Consider the following 16993-nt stretch of genomic DNA (forward strand, 5'->3'; position numbering starts at 1 on the left):
GAGCGCGGCCGAGCTCGAGGCGCTGATCGGCGAGCGCGACTACCGGGAATTCCTCAATCCGAAGAACGAGCTGTATCGAACCATGAACATGAAGACAAATCGGCCATCGCGCGCCAGGGCCATCGAGATGATGATGAAGGAACCGAATTTGATCCGGCGGCCGATTCTGGCCCGCGGCAAAGAGATCGTGCTCGGGTTCGATGAAAAGCGCTATGCGGAAATGGCTTCATAGCGTAACTCTGTCCCGCCACGGCGGGGCGGGCTCACGAGCAAGATGAGTTCAAGGACACAGCGCCGTGAACAAGCAACTCATCCGGCAGCTCATTAACGGCCAAGCCCATGACCTGGCGATCTACCCCAATCGCTCCCTGCTTGAGGTGCTTCGGGAGGAGATCAGCCTCACCGGGACGAAGTGCGGCTGCGATGATTCAAGCTGCGGCTGCTGCACCGTCCTGGTGAACGGCATGCCGATGCTCTCCTGCGTGATGCTGGCGGCCAGCTACCAGGAGGCCGAGATCACGACGATTGAAGGCGTCGCGCGAGAGGGGCAGCTCGACCCGCTTCAGCGCGGTTTCTGCGAAGCCGGCGGAGCGCAGTGCGGATTTTGCACCCCGGGCATGATCATTACCGCGCGAGCCCTCCTTGAAGCGAACCCGAATCCCAGCCATGAGGAAATCAACCAGGCACTCGGCGGCAACCTTTGCCGCTGTACGGGCTACACACAGATCCTCGAATCCATCGATCGAGCCATCCAATTGATGCGCATCCATCGGGAAGCGGCGGTAGGGAGGTAAGCGTGGCGGAGTTCACTACTATCGGCAAACGCCTCGCCATGCTTGACGCGCCCGCGAAAGTCACCGGCGCCGGCCTGTATGCCGATGACCTCAAGCTGCCCGGCATGCTGGTCGGCAAAATTCTACATAGCCCGCACCCGCATGCCCACATTCGCGCCATCCACACCGAAAAGGCTGAGGCGCTCCCCGGGGTCCATGCCGTCGCCACCGGGCAAGATGTGCCCCGGCCCTATGGCATCCTGCCCATTGGCCATGATGAGTGCGTCTTCACGGCTGACAAAGCGCGCTACATCGGCGACAACGTTGCCGGGGTCGCCGCGGTGGACACGGCCACGGCCGAGCGAGCCCTGGAATTGATCGAAGTGGACTATGAATCGCTGCCGGCCTTTTTCGATCCCATCGAGTCCATGAAAGCCGCCGAGCACCGGCTGCACGCCGACAAGCCCAACAATATCGAAAAGGAATATCACCATGTCTTTGGCGACCCGGAAGAGGGTTTTCTTGAGGCCGCCTGCGTCCGTGAGGATCACTTTTACTGCAGCGAGGTAACCCACGCCGCCATGGAGCCCCACGCGACGCTCGCCGCCTTTGATGCGGATGGCCGGCTCACGGTGTGGTCTTCGACCCAGGTTCCCTATTACCTGCAGCGGACGCTTTCCGAAGTTCTCGAACTCCCCATGAGCCAGATTCGCGTCATCAAGCCGCTGATTGGCGGCGGCTTTGGTGGAAAGAGCGAGGTCATTTCCGTCGAAGTTGCCGCGGCGGTGCTGGCGCGCAAGGCGCAGAGGCCGGTGAAGATATGCTACACGCGCGAGGAGGTTTTCTACGCCCATCGCGGCCGGCCGATCACCATCATTGACTTGAAAACAGGAGTGAGCCGGGAGGGCAAAATCACCGCCGTGGAAGCGCGGGTGGTTCAAGACGGCGGCGCCTATTGCGGCTACGGCCCGGTAACGATTCTCTATTCCGGCGCGCTCTTGAACGCGATGTATCACATTCCGAACGTCCGCTATGACGGCTATCGCGTTCTGACGAACAAGCCGGCTTGTGGGGCCATGCGCGGCCACGGCACGGTGAACGTGCGCTTTGCCTTCGAGTCGCAATTGGACATGCTGGCGGAGGAGATCGGGATGGACGCGGCGGAAATTCGACGGCGCAATTTCCTGCAAGCGCCCTGCATGACGGTGAACGGCCTGCGGGTGACCAGCTATGGTTATCCGGAATGCGTGGAAAAAGTGGTGGAGCGCTCCGGCTGGCGTGAGAAGAAAGGCAAGTTGCCCTTCGGCAAAGGCATGGGCCTGGCCGGGAGCCATTACGTCAGCGGGGCGGCGAACCCCATCATTCGCTCGAACATGCCGCACACCACCGTCAACATCAAGGTGGATCGCGACGCCACGGTCACTCTCTTCAGCGGCGCTTCCGAGATTGGCCAGGGGTCGGACACGATTCAGGTTCAGCTCGTAGCCGAAGAATTGGGGGTGAGCGTCGAGCGGGTCAAACTGGTTGCGGCGGACACCGATTTGACGCCGGTGGACCTGGGCAGCTATTCGAGCCGGGTGACGTTTATGGCCGGGAATGCTTGTCTCGAAGCTGCCCGCGAGATGAAGCGCCAAATCCTGGAAGTGGTGGGCAAGCGGTTCGCCTGTCCGGCCGAGCGCATCCTTTTCCGCGATGAGCGAGTCTTTTGCCCTGACGATCCTGAGAGGGCGATGAGCTTTGAACAGGCAGTCCTCGCCGCCCTGGACGCTCCCGGCGCGCCCGATGCGCGCGCTCTGGTAGCGAAAGGAACTTATACGCCGCCGGCGGAGGCACAAGGGGGAAAATTCAAGGGCGCGGGTGTGGGGCCATCGCCGGCCTATAGCTACAGCGCGCAGGTTGCCGAGGTCACGGTCGATCCGGAAACAGGCCAGGTGACCGTTGACCGGATCATCGCCGCCCATGATTGCGGTCGTGCCTTGAACCCGCTCAGCGTCGAGGGACAGGTACAAGGCTCCGTCTGGATGGGCCTCGGGCAAGCCCTGCAGGAAGAGTTGATCTGGGAAAAGGGGCGGCTCATGAATCCTTCCATGCTCGAGTATCGCACGGCATCCACGCTCGAATCGCCGCCGATTGAGACCATCCTTGTCGAGTCAGTGGACCCCGAGGGCCCGATGGGTGCCAAGGAAGCCGGGGAAGGATCGCTAGCGGCCGCGCTCCCGGCGGTGGCCAATGCCATCTACGACGCGGTCGGCGTGCGCATCAAGAGCTTGCCGATCACGCCGGAGAAGATTCTGAAAGCGCTTCGGGAAAAAGAGAAGCAGTCGAAAGGCACTCAAAAAGATGAGCCTGCCGGAATTTGAGCTGGTTCGTCCGGAAACACTGGAAGAAGCCTTGCGCTTCCTGGCCGATCACGGCCGGGACACCATGGTGATCGCCGGCGGGACGGATGCGATTCCGAATTTGCGCATGAAGCTTTTTTCGCCACGATTCGTGCTGGACATCAAGGGCCTACCAGGACTTTCCGGCATCAGCTCTTCGGCCAGCCCCGATCTAATGGGGGCCAGCGACGGCCTGCGCATCGGCGCGTTGACCACCATCACCGAGGTTGCTGAAGCGAAAGCGGTGCGGGCCGCTTACCCGGTGTTGTCGGAAGCCGCCGCCACCATTGCCAGCCCGTTGCTGCGCAACATGGGCACGATTGGCGGCAACCTGTGCCTGGAGACGCGCTGCCGGTGGTATAACCAGTCCTTTTTCTGGCGCCATGCGTGCGGCTTCTGCCTCAAGAAGGATGGCTCCATCTGCCACGTGGCGCCGGGGGGGCAGCGCTGCTGGGCCGTCTGGTCGGGTGACACCGCTCCGGCGCTGCTCACCCTCGATGGCGAGGCCGAAATCGCGAGCGTGGGTGGCCGGCGCCGCGTTCGCCTGGATGAGTTCTACAGGAACGACGGGATGGATCGCATCCATCTGGAGCAGGAGGAGTTGCTGACAGCCGTCTATCTTCCGGCTCGCATGGCTGGCTACCGCGGCTGCTACAAGAAGTTTCGCATTCGTAATTCGATTGACTATCCGCTGGTGGGCGTGGCCGCCGCCATGAAGACGGACCGGGGTGGAACGTGCCGGGATGCGCGAGTGGCGCTCACTGCGGTCAACCCGGCGCCGTTACTCATCCGGGAGGTCGGCAGCCTGCTTGCCGGCAAGCGAATCAGCCATGAACTGCTTGAGGAAGCATCCCGCATGGCAGCCCGCACGGGCAAGCCGCTGACGACTTCAGCTTCCACTCCGGAGTACCGCCGCGAGATCTTGAAAGTGTACACGCGCCGCGCCCTGGAAGCGGTCTGGCGCGATGGCCCTCGGGCCTGACTTGGACCTTACATGTCGTATCGTGTCATCGATCTGCACGTTCACGTGCAGCCGCTCGAGATGTTCAAGCCGGAGGCGCTGGAACTGATCCGGCGCGGGCGAAAGGATTTTGACCAATTGGTCGAATGGTTCCGGAGCCCGGCCAAGTTTGTCGCTTTGCTCGACTCTATCGAAGTGGAGCGAGCGGCGTTGATCAACTACGTCAGCCCCGACGTGATCGGTTTCACGCCTGAAGTCAACGACTGGGTGGCCAAGTACGCGGCGCCATTTCCCAAGAGACTGATCGCCGTGGGCTCCGTTCATCCCCGGTATGTTTCTGACGCGGCTGGCGAGGTGGATCGCCTGGTCACTCTGGGCATTCGCATGCTCAAGGTCCACCCGCCGCACCAGCTTCTCTACCCCAATGAATACCGGCAGGGGCTGGGCACTCAGGCGGCGATCTACGAGCGAGCGCAACACCATAACCTGCCGGTGATGTTTCACACCGGCACGTCCGTCTTCCCCGGGGCGCGGAACATCTATGCCGATCCCCTCTTTGTGGACGACGTCGCCGTGGATTTTCCGCGTCTCCGAATCATTCTTGCTCATGGCGGCCGGCCCCTCTGGATGAACAACGCTTTCTTTATCGTCCGCCGTCATCCGAATGTCTGGATGGACATTTCCAGCATTCCGCCGCACCGGCTGCTCGAGTATTTCCCGCGACTGGAAGAGATCGCCCGGAAGGTTCTCTATGGTTCGGACTGGCCCGGGCCATCGGTGGCGAGCATGCCGGCCAACATGGATGCCATTTGCCGGCTGAATCTTTCAGACAAGGCCAAGAGCATGATTTTCTATGACAATGCCGCAGCCCTCTTTCCTCTGTAGTCCCGTTCGAACCTGCTTCCCCTGGTATTCAGTTGGCTGCTCAGGCGGCCCGAGCGGCGTCCTCACCGGCACTCCTGCGTCCATGAGCAGCGATTCTGCTATCATAACGATAAATCGTCGCGCCAGAGATAGTAACGATGCTCGAAAACAGGATCATCCTGATGCAGGGCGACCTGACGGAAATGCAGGTGGAGGCGATTGTCAACGCCGCGAACAATGACCTCCAACTCGCCGGCGGGGTGGCCGGGGTGATTCGGCGCAAGGGTGGCGACCGGATTCAGAAGGAGTGCGACCAGATCGGCACGATTTCCATAGGCGAGGCAGCGGTTACCTCGGGGGGCAATTTGAAAGCCAGCTACGTGATTCACGCGGCCAGCATGCGGCTGGGAGGGCTGACGACGCGCGAATCTTTGCGCGCCTCCACCAGCAACAGCTTGAGGCGCGCCAAGGAAAATCAAATTCACACCATCGCCTTCCCCGCGATTGGCACCGGAATCGCCGGCTTTCCGCTGCGCGAATGCGCTGAAATTATGCTGGAAGAGGTTGCGAGACATTTTGAATCGCCAACGCCTGTGGAGCGAATTTATTTTGTTCTCTTCGACTCCGACGCCCTCAAGACATTTGAAGAAGTATGGCACGAGCTGCGGCCGAAGTTTGAGAAACCATGACCCCCGATCGCGCCCGAACCGTTCGCATCGCATTTGTCTGCACCGCCAATTCCGCTCGCAGCCAAATGGCGGAGGGCCTGGCTCGCGCCATCCTGCCGGAACATATGGAAGTTTCGAGCGCCGGAACGTTTGCATCGCGCGTTCACCCCTTGGCGATGGAGGTGATGGCGGAGCGCGGCATTGATATCCGCCACCAGCATTCCAAATCGGTGGAGGAGCTTGCGGGTGAATTCGACTACGTGATTACGCTGTGCGATTCGGCGGCAACTGCCTGCCCGAACCTTCGCGGCAAGCGGGCCCGGCTCCATTGGCCTTTTCCCGATCCGGTGGAGTTTGACCAGGAGAACCAAGCCGAAGCCTTCCGGCGGGTGCGGGACCGTATCGAAGAGCGAATCCGGGACTGGGCCGGGCAGACCTTCCCGGCCGAGGCGGCACCGTGAACCAGCGCCGTTCCAACTTGAGAGGGCTAAGAAGGAAGGAAGACGGCAGCTTCCCACCAGCATCGCGACAGAATGGAACTCATAGGAGCAAATAGTTGGAAGGGCACGAGCTGGTCGAGAAGGTGCGAAGGGAATTGGAGCGCTACGAGCATCCTCTCTTTGCTTTCAGCGCCGAGCCGGCAGGCGAGCGCATCGAAGTCGAGATTCGGTTCAAGCCGCCTGGAGTGGAGGTGCACCGCTACCGGTTTCAACTCCTGCCCCGCGAGATTGAAAGCTCGCAGTTCCCCTGGAATTTTCAGCGCCAGCTCTACGACTGTCTTCACGATTACGTCGTTGAGATGTTCAACCGGAATCCTCAGATGAAAGAGTATTAGCGGCGATGGTTCAAACGCGTCTGCGAACGCCGCTCGAAGCCGAAATCATCGAGAAGATTCGCCGCTCCGGGCCGATCACCTACTGCGAGTTTATCGAGGCCTGCCTTTATCACCGGCAGCACGGGTACTACATGAAACAGAGGGAAGAGGCAGCCGATTTCTACACCAGCGCGGAGTTGCACCCGGTGTTTGGGCGGCTGATGGCCAGCCAGCTTGCCGAGATGTGGACCATCCTGGGTTCGCCCGACCCTTTTTCGATCATGGAGGCGGGTTCGGGGAACGGCCGGCTGGCAGAGGCCATTCTGGCGTGGCTCTCGCGGAAGCGCCCCGAAATCTATCGTGTCGCGCGCTATGTTTCGGTGGAGCCTTCCCCGGCGGCTCGAGCAGAGCAGGAGAAGCAGTTGGGCGAACATCTTGCCGCCGGCCGAATGGTGATGGAATCGCGGATGCCGGCGGGGCCGGTCGCGGGTTGTGTTCTGTCGAACGAATTGGTGGACTCGTTTCCCGTGCACGTGGTGGCGCAGGAAGCTGGCCGGATGCAGGAGGTTTTTGTTTCGACGCGAGATGGCGAACTGGCGGAGACTGTCTCCGAGCCATCGAGTTCGGCTCTCGGGGAATATTTCTCTCGTTTCGGGATTCAACTTGCCGAAGGGCAACGTGCCGAGGCGGATCTTTGCGCACTGGCATGGATGGCGGACGTCGGGCAACGACTGGAGCGCGGTTTTGTGCTGACGATTGACTACGGATACCTCGCCAACCAACTTTTCGACGAGCGCCACTTCTCGGGAACTCTCATGGCTTACCGGCAGCATCGGGCGCACGGGCGCCTTCTGGAGTCTCCCGGCGAGCAGGACCTGACCCACCACGTCAATTTCACTGCCCTCATCGAGGCGGGGAGAGAAAACGGTCTTGAGCTGGCCGGCCTTGCGAGCCAGATGCAATTCCTGATGGCGTTGGGGCGTGGCAACGAGTTCGCCGATCTGTACGACGAGGGCCAGTCCGAAACCGATCGCTATCGAGCGCGGCTCCAGCTCAAAACGCTGATCTACCCGGAAGGAATGGGCGAAACCTTTCGCGTGCTGATCCAACAAAAGGGCCTGGTGCCGCAAAGTCTCAGCGGATTGGCAGGGATTTGATGGGAAACGCAGGCCGGGCGGAAGCTCGATGCGGGCGGGAAGCGCCGTTCCTACTTGTTGGAACGAGATGCACGGGAAATAGCTCGAACCAGTTGGAACGGGCTAGCCGATTTTTACGGCTTTGTAAGGTTCGTTCAGCCAGCGTTGGGCTTCGTTTTGCGCCCCCTGGGTATTGTCATTGGTGTCGAGGGCTTTCTGGTATTCACGCAGCGCCCGTTCGCGCGAGCCGGTGAGATCGTAGATCTTTCCAAGATAAATGTGGGACCAGACTTCCGTCCACTTGGGGGTAAGGTCTCCGTTGAGGGCTTCGCGGAAGGCGTTGGCCGAAGCCTGGTAGTTGTTCATGGCAAAAAAGGCTTCGCCGATGCGGAAGTTGGCAAGCGAACTGTTCCGATTGACATCGAGCGCTTTCTGATACTCGCGGACCGCTTCGTAGGGTTGGCTCTGCTCGACCAGCTCCTCACCCCGCGCCACCGCCACCCGCACTTGCAACCCCGGATTCCATTTCAGGATGTTGTTGTTCGGATCGAGGGTAATGGTCTTCGGGCGACCGAATGTCTCGATGATATAGTCGGAACTGGTGCCGATCACTTCCACCTTTCTTGTCTCGGGGTTGCCCTCCGTTTCGATCTTGACTTCAATGGGCATGCGGAATATATCCAGATCCTGGTTGATCTTTCCGACCACCTTGAACCCCTTTTGAGTACGATAGATGACATAGTCGGTGGACAAATTGGGAATGCCGGTTGAGTAGAGCCACTCGGCGAAGAAATAATTCAGGTCCTGGCCGGTGGCACGGTTGACGATCTCCTGAAAATCTTTGGTGGTGGCGGAGCGGTTGGCAAAGTTGCTGAAGAAAGTGCGGAGCACGTCAAGAAACATCGGGTCGCCCAATACACCACGAAGCATGTGAAAGATCATCGCGCCCTTGTTCACGATCACCGACCGGTATTCAGGAGTGAATTCCTTGAGACGCCCGGAAGCCACCGGAGCGGCGTCTTCGTGCAGGAGCGCGCCGATGATGAAATCATCCAGCATTTGGGAGAGCGCCATGTCGCCGGCGAGGTGTTGCACGTAGAGAGCTTCCGCATAGCGAGCCAGGCCGTCGCCCAGCCAAGCATCGGCTGGCGTCGCCGGGCGGACGAGCCCGCCCCACCACTGCGCCGCCACCTCCCTTGCCAGCAGCTTGTAGTTCACCTTCGGGTCCCAACTCCGCTCGGCAAATAGCACCAGCCCGGGGGCGTTGAAACTGGGCAAGGAGCCGTCTGGAATTTCGATAATCGAAAGATGGCGCCAGGGAAGCGGGCCAAAGCGGTCAGAAAAGAAGCTGAATATCTTGCCCGCCGCCTCACCGTAGGGTGCCGCCAAAGCGGCGTGCTCGGGTTTCAAATAGAACGTGGCCGCCAGTCCCTCGGCCTGAACGGGGGTTGGCTGATAGACGCCGGCAACCAACGTGCCGGGTTGGGCGGCGATGTCGTAGCGATACGCAAAGATGGACTTGCCTACGGCCGCTCCCGGGTTTGGGATGACATCGCCCGGGGCAACGGCGGTCATTCCGGCGGGAACGCTGATGCGGAACTCTGCCTTGAAACGATTGGCGGACCAATCGGTGACCGGAAACCATCGGGCCGCATAGAGCAGATAGGAACCCTCGGGACCGATGTAAGCCAGTTTGGGCGCGCGATTCGCTCTCTCGCCGGAAAAAGTTCCGGAGTACTCCACGTAAATGGTTCCCCGTTGTCCGGCAGCCAGCGGCTGCCCGAGTTGCACGCTAAAGGTATCCTCGGCAAGGCGCTCATCCACCAGCGACTTCCCGGCAGCGTCGGTGACCCGGCTCACCTTGAGATTCGGGTGGAGTTGGAAGACTGCGGTGGAGGCGGTTTCGCTTGCCAGCAGGTCCACCCGCGCGCGCGAGGTCAATTCGTGGCGCTCAGGCACGAGCTCAGCTTCGATCACGTAGGATTCGGCCAGAACCGCCGGCTTGCGCGCCGGAGCTTGCGTTTGGGCCTGCGCCGACCAAACGCCCGCTGCAGCGATTCCGATGATTGCCAGGAAAGCTCTGCGAAAACGTTTCATCCTCGACCTCGATTCCAAAACCCCATTGTATGACACAAAATCAGCGGCTTCGAGTTGCTCTTGCTTTCTCCCGGCTTGAGGAGTTTGTGTGAAAACCCATCCATGCCGAGCCCGGTGGCGCCCGCCACCGGGTTCGTTCTTCGTCCCCCAGGCAGGTGCCTGGGGGCTCGGCGCTTGGGGTCGAGTGCCTGGGCTGGGTACCTTCCTCTTCTTGCGCCCTGCCCTGACGAGACACGCGAGTTTTCACGCGGACTCTTGAGGCCCGGAAGCGCACTAGGGCCGAGTCTCCGCCGGAGCAAAAAGGGTCGTAATCACCGCTGCGGCCCGCTCCATCGCCCCGGCCGAACCCAGCTTGCGCGCCACCTCAGCCAGGTTGGACTGCATGAATTTTCGAGCCTCAGGCGAATCGAGCAGGGCAGCCGTCTCCCGCACTACTGCGTCAGCCGTGAACTTTTCCTGGATGAGCTCGGGCACGACCGACCGGCCGGCGATCAAGTTCACCATACTGTAGTGGGGCGTTCGGACCAACCGGCGAAGAACCGCTGCGCTTGCCCGGGAAACGCGATAAATGACAATCATCGGTGTTCGGAGGAGCGCCGCTTCCACGGTGGCGGTGCCGCTCGAAACAATGGCCAGGTCGGCCGAGCCCAAACAATTATAGATGTCGTCTTCGACGATTCGGATGCGATCCCCCACCGGATGGGCGCGGAGGAAGGGAACCAGGGCGCCGGCCTCGACCGTGCTTGCCCGAGGGAGAAGGAATTGAACGCGGTGGGTTGCTTCGAGTTGCGCGGCCGCCTCCAGCAGGATGGGGAGATGATGTCGGATCTCTCGAAGACGGCTGCCCGGGAGCATGGCAACCACCGGCCGCGATAGCTTGAGATCCTGCCGGCTTAAAAATTCTTCACGGCTTTTCGTTTGCCGGGCGATGTCCACCAGGGGATGACCGACGTAGGACACCGGCACACCGGCATCGCGATAAAGCGGCTCTTCAAACGGGAAAATACAAAGCATGTGACTGATGGTCTGCTTCAAGGCACGGATGCGCCCGGGGCGCCACGCCCAGAGCTGCGGGCTTACAAAGTAAACCACCGGCACGCCGCGATTTTTCAACCGCCGCGCCAGACGAAGATTGAAGTCCGGGAAGTCGATCAGTACGGCGAAGCGCGGTCGGAGCCGATCCACCTGTCGCAGGATCTGCCGGAAGACACGAAAGAACTTGGGCAGGCCGGCTATCGCCTCGCTCAGGCCGACGACGGCAAGCTCCCGGGCATGGACAAGCAGTTCGACCCCCGCCGCTTGCATTTCGTCGCCACCCAGGCCGAACCAATCCAGCGACAAACGCTGGCGAAGCATGCGCACCAGCATGCCGCCGTAGCGTTCGCCGGAGGCCTCGCCGGAAACAATGAGCGCCGAAGGATTCATACCAGGGTGCCGCGGGACGCCGGCCCCGCTCCCATCGGGGCAGGCAGAAACATATCTCAATCGGCCGGGTATGCCCAGCCCTCGGATGACAGGGACGCGCGTCTCTAATCGTCCCCGACAGGAATCTCCTGATCCTTGTATTGCAGTTGATACAGGCGATAGTAGATGCCGCGCTGGGCGAGCAACTCCTGGTGGGTGCCCGTCTCGCGCAACCGGCCCTTGTGCAGGACCAGGATTTTGTCGGCGCGCTGAATGGTCGAGAGCCGGTGGGCAATGATGATCGAAGTCCGGTCCTCGATGAGCCGCGCGAGCGCCTCGCGGATCTGCATCTCCGTTCCGGTATCCACGCTTGAGGTGGCTTCGTCGAGAATCAGGATGTGGGGATCGTGGGCGAGGGCGCGGGCAAAGGAAAGCAATTGGCGCTGCCCGACAGAGAGAGTTGCCCCGCGCTCCTTCACTTCTTCCTGAAAGCGGCCGGGCAGCGTTTCAATAAAGTCGCCGAGCCGAACCTCTTCCGCCGCCTGAGCCACATCTTCCTCGGTCACCCACCCGGTTCCCAGGCGGATGTTGCTTTCGATGGTGCCCGAAAAAAGAAAAGGGTCCTGAAGCACGATTCCGAAATTTTCCCGCAGCGCCCGCAGATCCGCCTCCTGCACGTTCACGCCGTCCAGCAGAATCTCGCCCCGCTGGGCGTCATAGAAGCGGAGGAGAAGCTGAATGATGGTGGTCTTTCCGGCGCCGGTGTGCCCGACAAGCGCCAGCGTCTCTCCCGGTTCGGCGACAAAGCTGATGTCCTTCAGCACCCAGTCCGGCTCCCCGGTCGCCGGATGGTCGCGATAGGCGAACCAGACATTGCGAAACTCCACCCGCCCGCCGGTCAGGCTGAGCGCTTGTGGCGCGCGTGGAGAAGCGATCTTCACCGGAGTGTCCAGGAGCGTGAACACGCGCTCCGAACTGGCCATGGCTGATTGCAAAATGTTGTACTTCTCGCTCAGGTCCTGAATCGGCTGGAAAAAGCGGCGGGCATATTGGGTGAAGGCGATAATGATGCCGAGCGAGACCGCGTCTGGATTCTTCAGGCTCGCCACGCCGCCAAACCACAAGATCATCGCAATCGCCAGTGTTCCCAGGAACTCGACCGCCGGATAGAAAAGGGAGTGCGCCAGGATCGTGTCCTTGAAGGCTTTCAGGTGTGTGCGATTGATCCGGTCAAATTGCCGCGCTGCCCGCTCTTCCCGGTTGAAAAGCTGCACGACGACCATGCCGCTGATGTGCTCTTGAAGAAAGGCGTTGATGCGCGCCACCGCCGTGCGCACCCGCCGGAAGGCATCCCGCACGTATCGCCGGAATACCATCGTCACCGCAAAGATGAGCGGCACCACCGCGAACGTGACCAGCGCCAATCGCCAGTCAATGGCCAGCATCACGCTCACGATAAAAGCAAGAGTAAAGATATCGCCGAAAATCGCCACCACTCCCGAAGCAAATAACTCGTTGAGGACATCCACGTCGGTGGTGACGCGCGTCAGCAAGCGCCCGACCGGATGGCGATCGTAAAAGGCGAGATCGAGCCTCTGCAAATGACGGAAAATCTCGCTTCGCATGTCAAACATCGCCCGCTGGCCAACCATCTGCATGACGTAGGTCTGGGCATACTCGAAGGAGAAGGCCAGGAACAGGGTCAGGAGCAACAAACCGGCGACCTGGCTTAAGCCCACCCAGGGATCTGCGCTCAGAAAGTGTTGGGCCTGGTCGCGGAGGAAAACGGCGAAGGGGTCGAGGCGCGGAGCACCGGTGCTGCCGCCGAGGTAGCGGTCAATGACGATCATCGTCAGCAAGGGTGGAATCACCTGGAGCGCCGAATCCACGATAATGACTGCCAGGGCAAAAGCAACCTGCCACCGGTAAGGCCGCAGGTAGCGCAGCAGCCGGCGCATCAGGCGATGGTCGTAGGCTTTGCCGAGCGCCTCTTCTTCGTGATAGTTTCCGTGCTCTGCCATCACCCTGCCTCAGGCGGATTCCAGTTCCTCTTCGAGCAATTGCTTCTGGTCGAGGTCGTAGTAGTAGCCGCCGCGCTCAATCAATTCTTCATGCGTGCCACGCTCGGCAATTTCGCCATGGCGCAGAACCACGATCTGGTCGGCGTGGCGCACCGTGGATACGCGGTGGGAAATCAGGATCGTCGTCCGCAGGCGCAAGATTTCTGCCAGGCGGCGAAGAATCTTTTCTTCGGTTTGGGTGTCCACGCTGGAAAGAGCGTCGTCGAGGATCAAGATCTTGGGGTCGCGCAAGATGGCGCGAGCCAGAGCCGTCCGCTGTTTTTGTCCGCCGGAGAGCGTAATGCCGCGTTCGCCGACCATGGTGTCGAATTTTCGGGGAAAGTCCTCGACGTCGCCGTGGATGCTGGCGATCTCGGCCGCTTTCTCGACCGCCTCCGGAGAGACATCGGGGAGGCCAAAGGCGATGTTCTCGCCCACCGTCTCGCTAAAAAGAAATGTCTCTTGCGGCACAAAGCCGATCGCGCGCCGCAGTTCCCCGATGGGATAGTCGGTGATGGGGCGGCCGTCGAGCCAGAGCGCCCCTTCCGGGGCGTCGTAGAGGCGGGCGATGAGGCTGACCAGCGTGGATTTGCCGCAGCCGGTCGGGCCAACGATGGCCACCGTTTCCCCGGCAGCGATCTTCAGGCTAATATTTTTCAAAATCGGAACCGCGTTGTAAGAAAAACTGAGCTTGCGAAACTCGATTTCGCCACGAATCGGTTCGGCGGCCGGCGCCCCGGCTGGTCGGGGCCGGTCGGCAATTTCCGGCTCGGACTCGAGAATGTACTGGATCCGGCCCATCGCGGCTGAGCCGCGCTCGAGCAGATTGACCACCCAACCGAGGGCGATCATCGGCCAGCTCAGCATGAAGAGGTATCCGGTAAAGGCGGTAAACATGCCGATCGTGAGCCGCCCGGCAAGCACTTGCCGGCCGCCGTACCACAGCACCATCAGGTAGGTCACGCCGATGAGGATCATCAGAGCCGGATAAAACATGCTCTGGACGCGTATCAGGCGGCGATTGCGCTCGATGTATTCGCGGTTCAAGTTCTGAAACGATTCCAGCTCAGCTTCTTCCTGGCAGAAAGCGCGCACCACTCGCACCCCGGCAAGGTTTTCCTGGACGCGGGCGCTGATGGCGGCCAAGGAAGCCTGAATCTCAGCAAAGCGGTCGTGGATGGCGCGGCCGAAGTGGCGCACCGCCAGGGAGACAAGTGGGATCGGAATCAAAAGGAAGAGCGTCAGCCGCCAGGAAAGGTGAAGCATCAGGGGAATGGCGGCGGCGAAGGCAACGACAGTGTTGGCCGAATACATGATCCCCGGGCCGAGCAGCATGCGCACGGCGCTCAAGTCGTTGGTGCAACGCGACATCAACTCCCCGGTGCGGTTTTGCACGTAGAAACGCGGCGTCAATTTTTCCAGGTGGGCGAAGAGATCGTTGCGCAGGTCATATTCGATGTCGCGCGAGACCCCGATCAAAATCCAGCGCATCCAGAAAAGGAAAAACCCTTTGCCGACGGTTAGCGCGATGAGCAAAAGGGCATAATGAGCCAGCGCTTCACGGGTAAGTTGCTGCTTGATGACATCGATGGCGCGGCCCAGAACCAGCGGAAAAGCCACGTCAAAGCCGCGGTAGCAAAGCAGCATAAGGAAGCCGACGATCACCCCGCGGCGGTAGCGCCGGAGGTAAACGCCGAGCGGGCGGAGCAGCTTCCAGCGCGAACCCTTGGCTGACTGTGGGATGTTTTGATTCGAGGACATAGATCTCTACCGCTTGCCCCGGCGCAAATCCATTTTGACGGCGGCGAGCGCGGCCCGGTCGGCGAGAAACATTTTGCCGGCCGCGTCCAGCGCCTGGTAGCGTCTTACGGCTGGATTCCATCGTACCGGAATCGGCTTGCGGTCCAACCTGCCTGCCAACAGCGGCGTGAAAAGGAGCGTCGTTCCGCCGGAGCCGCGCTCCAAGCGCAGTGTCCATGCAGCGGCGCCTTCAGCCGGGGTCGCCCCCAGGTAGCCGCGTCCGTTTTTTAGATGTTGGTCAGCGCGCAAGAGTTCCTGCCAGCGGTCAGCGCGCTTTTCCAGCAGCGCTGCTCGCCAGATCTTGCGCTCCGCCCCTGAACTGCCCATCGGTTCGCCCTGGATGGCCAGGATCTGAACCGTGCCGTTCCCGGCGAGGTCGCCCGCTGCCAGAATCTCACTCGGCAGGCCGAGTGCGGCTTCGCTCGCCGCTTGATATTCGAGCATGGGGTTGGGTTCGGCCGGTTGCAGCGGCTTCAAGCGTGGCGGGTCACTTTGGCAGGCGGCCAGCGCCGCGAGCAAACCCATCAACAAGAACGACATTTCTCGTGAATGCTTGTGCATTTCAAATTATAGCCTACGCCGGCGCCTGCCGGACGTCTCATCCCGCCGCGGCAAGGATGGATTCGATGCGCTCGCGGAAATCTTCCTCGCCTTCCGACCACAGGAGCATGCGCTCTACCGGCAGGGAGCGCTCGACCTTTCGCGCCCAACCGAGCAGCCGGCGAATGTTCTCCTGCGTTTTGGTCAAGTATTCGCGGCGGTGAGCCTCATCGCTCATGTAACTCACCAACCGCGTCTCCTCTTCGAGGGCAAGCCCTGAAGGCCTGCCCTGAAGGGAGTGGAGGGAAGAAGCGCCGGCATGGGCCGGAAGCAGCCCGGCCCGCCCGACAAACAGGTGCTCCGGGCCGGCGACGAGGTGGAAGTATCCCAGCTCTTGATAAACCCCATCATCGTAGGCGGGGCCATGGCAGACGAGCTCGACGGGTTGCGCCTCCAGCCGCCATTGCCACGTTTCAGCGGTGCGGGAAAGCGTCCAAAGATCCCAGAAGGCCGTCGTCTCGTAGGAGCTATCGTCGTGGAGAAATTCTTGAGCCACTTCCAGCCATTCGTCCGGCCGCATGGGTTCGAGGCGAAAGTCGCGCTGGAGGAGCGCGGTCTGCGCGGCATCCACCGCCCGGATGGTCAGGGAGTGCAACCCGGGCCGCGCCGGCGAACTCGGGAAGAGCTCGAGAAATTTGCGAAAGTCCTCCAGCATGTTGGCTTCACTCAAACCGCGCAGCCAGAATCCGGCGTAGGCATAATTCGACATGGCAGAGCATTATAGCGGAGCTTGCCGGGCGGGGCGAAGGTTGACGGGCGGGGATCAGATCTCCCGGCGACCTTCGATGGCCTTGAGCATGGTGACTTCATCAGCGAAATCAATGTCGGAGCCGACGGGAATGCCCATGGCAATGCGGGTAACGCGGACGCCGAGCGGCTTGAGGAGCTTAGAGAGATAGACAGCAGTCGTTTCGCCCTCGGCCGTCGGATTGGTGGCGACGATGATCTCCTGCACTGTGCCGCCCTTCAATCGTTCGAGCAGGCTCTTGATCTTGAGTTGCTCGGGCCCTACCCCCTGCAGCGGGGCAATGGCGCCGCCCAGGACGTGATAGAGCCCGTTGAACTGCCGCGTTTTTTCGATGGAAAGGATATTGGGCGGCTCTTCCACCACGCAGATGACATTTCGCGCCCGCGAGACGCCGGAGCAGTAGAGGCACGGATCCACATCAGTGATGTTGTTGCAGACGGAGCAATAGCGGATTCTCTCTTTGGCTTCGCGAATGGCGTCGGCGAGCGCGCCGGCCTCCGCATCGGGAGTCCGCAGGATGTGGAAGGCAATGCGTTGCGCGGATTTCTGCCCAATGCCGGGCAGGCGCTTGAGCGCGTCAATCAATCGCGCAATCGGTTCGGCGTAGTCAGGCATGGACGGAGCTGGACGACAAGCGCTTGGGCGGCGTGGCGGAAGGCGTTAGCTTTCCATCCTTGCCATGTCTCTCAT

At 61.1% G+C, this 16993-nt stretch carries 16 protein-coding genes; 9 read left to right on the plus strand and 7 right to left on the minus strand.

Annotation, left to right across the window (positions count from 1 at the left end):
- The 9 genes from VIH17_06380 to VIH17_06420 all read left to right on the plus strand — a co-directional run.
- The coding region (locus VIH17_06380; protein HEY4682862.1) for an ArsC/Spx/MgsR family protein at positions 1 to 232 on the plus strand (232 nt) is incomplete at its 5' end.
- A 64-nt stretch (positions 233 to 296) separates the two neighbouring features.
- Complete coding sequence (locus VIH17_06385; protein HEY4682863.1) at positions 297 to 794, plus strand: (2Fe-2S)-binding protein; 498 nt, start codon at positions 297 to 299, stop codon at positions 792 to 794.
- Positions 795 to 796: 2 nt separating this feature from the next.
- Positions 797 to 3133, plus strand: coding sequence for a 4-hydroxybenzoyl-CoA reductase subunit alpha (gene hcrA / locus VIH17_06390; GenBank protein HEY4682864.1), 2337 nt, complete (start codon positions 797 to 799; stop codon positions 3131 to 3133).
- Positions 3114 to 4133, plus strand: a complete 1020-nt coding sequence (locus tag VIH17_06395) for an FAD binding domain-containing protein (protein ID HEY4682865.1) — start codon at positions 3114 to 3116, stop codon at positions 4131 to 4133. Before hcrA ends, VIH17_06395 begins: the two co-directional genes overlap by 20 nt.
- A gap of 12 nt (positions 4134 to 4145) precedes the next feature.
- Positions 4146 to 4997 carry an amidohydrolase family protein gene (locus VIH17_06400; protein HEY4682866.1) on the plus strand — a complete coding sequence of 284 codons (852 nt, stop codon included), beginning with the start codon at positions 4146 to 4148 and terminating at the stop codon, positions 4995 to 4997.
- Between the two features lie 137 nt (positions 4998 to 5134).
- Positions 5135 to 5665, plus strand: coding sequence for a macro domain-containing protein (locus tag VIH17_06405; protein HEY4682867.1), 531 nt, complete (start codon positions 5135 to 5137; stop codon positions 5663 to 5665).
- Positions 5662 to 6105 carry an arsenate reductase ArsC gene (locus VIH17_06410; protein ID HEY4682868.1) on the plus strand — a complete coding sequence of 148 codons (444 nt, stop codon included), beginning with the start codon at positions 5662 to 5664 and terminating at the stop codon, positions 6103 to 6105. The genes VIH17_06405 and VIH17_06410 overlap by 4 nt, the downstream gene beginning before the upstream one ends.
- A 95-nt stretch (positions 6106 to 6200) precedes the next feature.
- Positions 6201 to 6479 (plus strand): hypothetical protein, encoded by a 279-nt coding sequence (locus VIH17_06415; GenBank protein ID HEY4682869.1) that lies wholly within the window; start codon positions 6201 to 6203, stop codon positions 6477 to 6479.
- 5 nt (positions 6480 to 6484) lie between these two features.
- On the plus strand, positions 6485 to 7615 hold the full coding sequence (locus tag VIH17_06420) for an SAM-dependent methyltransferase (GenBank protein HEY4682870.1): 1131 nt from the start codon (positions 6485 to 6487) through the stop codon (positions 7613 to 7615).
- Between the two features lie 102 nt (positions 7616 to 7717).
- On the opposite strand, the gene VIH17_06425 is transcribed toward VIH17_06420, so the two are convergent.
- The 7 genes from VIH17_06425 to recR all read right to left on the minus strand — a co-directional run bounded on the left by VIH17_06425 (position 7718) and on the right by recR (position 16918).
- Positions 7718 to 9691: a M1 family aminopeptidase gene (locus VIH17_06425; GenBank protein HEY4682871.1), complete on the minus strand. Its 1974-nt coding sequence runs from the start codon at positions 9689 to 9691 to the stop codon at positions 7718 to 7720.
- Positions 9692 to 9964: 273 nt separating this feature from the next.
- Entirely contained in the window at positions 9965 to 11116 is a 1152-nt protein-coding gene (gene lpxB, locus VIH17_06430; protein ID HEY4682872.1) for a lipid-A-disaccharide synthase, read from the minus strand.
- Positions 11117 to 11220: 104 nt separating this feature from the next.
- A complete protein-coding gene (locus VIH17_06435) occupies positions 11221 to 13116 on the minus strand; it encodes an ABC transporter ATP-binding protein (GenBank protein HEY4682873.1) in 1896 nt (631 codons plus the stop codon).
- Positions 13117 to 13125: 9 nt separating this feature from the next.
- A complete protein-coding gene (locus VIH17_06440; GenBank protein HEY4682874.1) occupies positions 13126 to 14916 on the minus strand; it encodes an ABC transporter ATP-binding protein in 1791 nt (596 codons plus the stop codon).
- Between the two features lie 6 nt (positions 14917 to 14922).
- The gene (locus VIH17_06445) at positions 14923 to 15516 is read right to left on the minus strand and encodes a hypothetical protein (GenBank protein ID HEY4682875.1); all 594 of its coding nucleotides are present in this window, start codon (positions 15514 to 15516) and stop codon (positions 14923 to 14925) included.
- A 37-nt stretch (positions 15517 to 15553) separates the two neighbouring features.
- Positions 15554 to 16264, minus strand: coding sequence for a hypothetical protein (locus VIH17_06450; protein ID HEY4682876.1), 711 nt, complete (start codon positions 16262 to 16264; stop codon positions 15554 to 15556).
- A gap of 54 nt (positions 16265 to 16318) precedes the next feature.
- Positions 16319 to 16918, minus strand: a complete 600-nt coding sequence (gene recR / locus VIH17_06455) for a recombination mediator RecR (protein ID HEY4682877.1) — start codon at positions 16916 to 16918, stop codon at positions 16319 to 16321.
- Positions 16919 to 16993: the final 75 nt, after the last annotated feature.

It is taken from the genome of Candidatus Acidiferrales bacterium (genome assembly GCA_036514995.1).
Taxonomy (GTDB): Bacteria; Acidobacteriota; Terriglobia; order Acidiferrales; family DATBWB01; genus DATBWB01.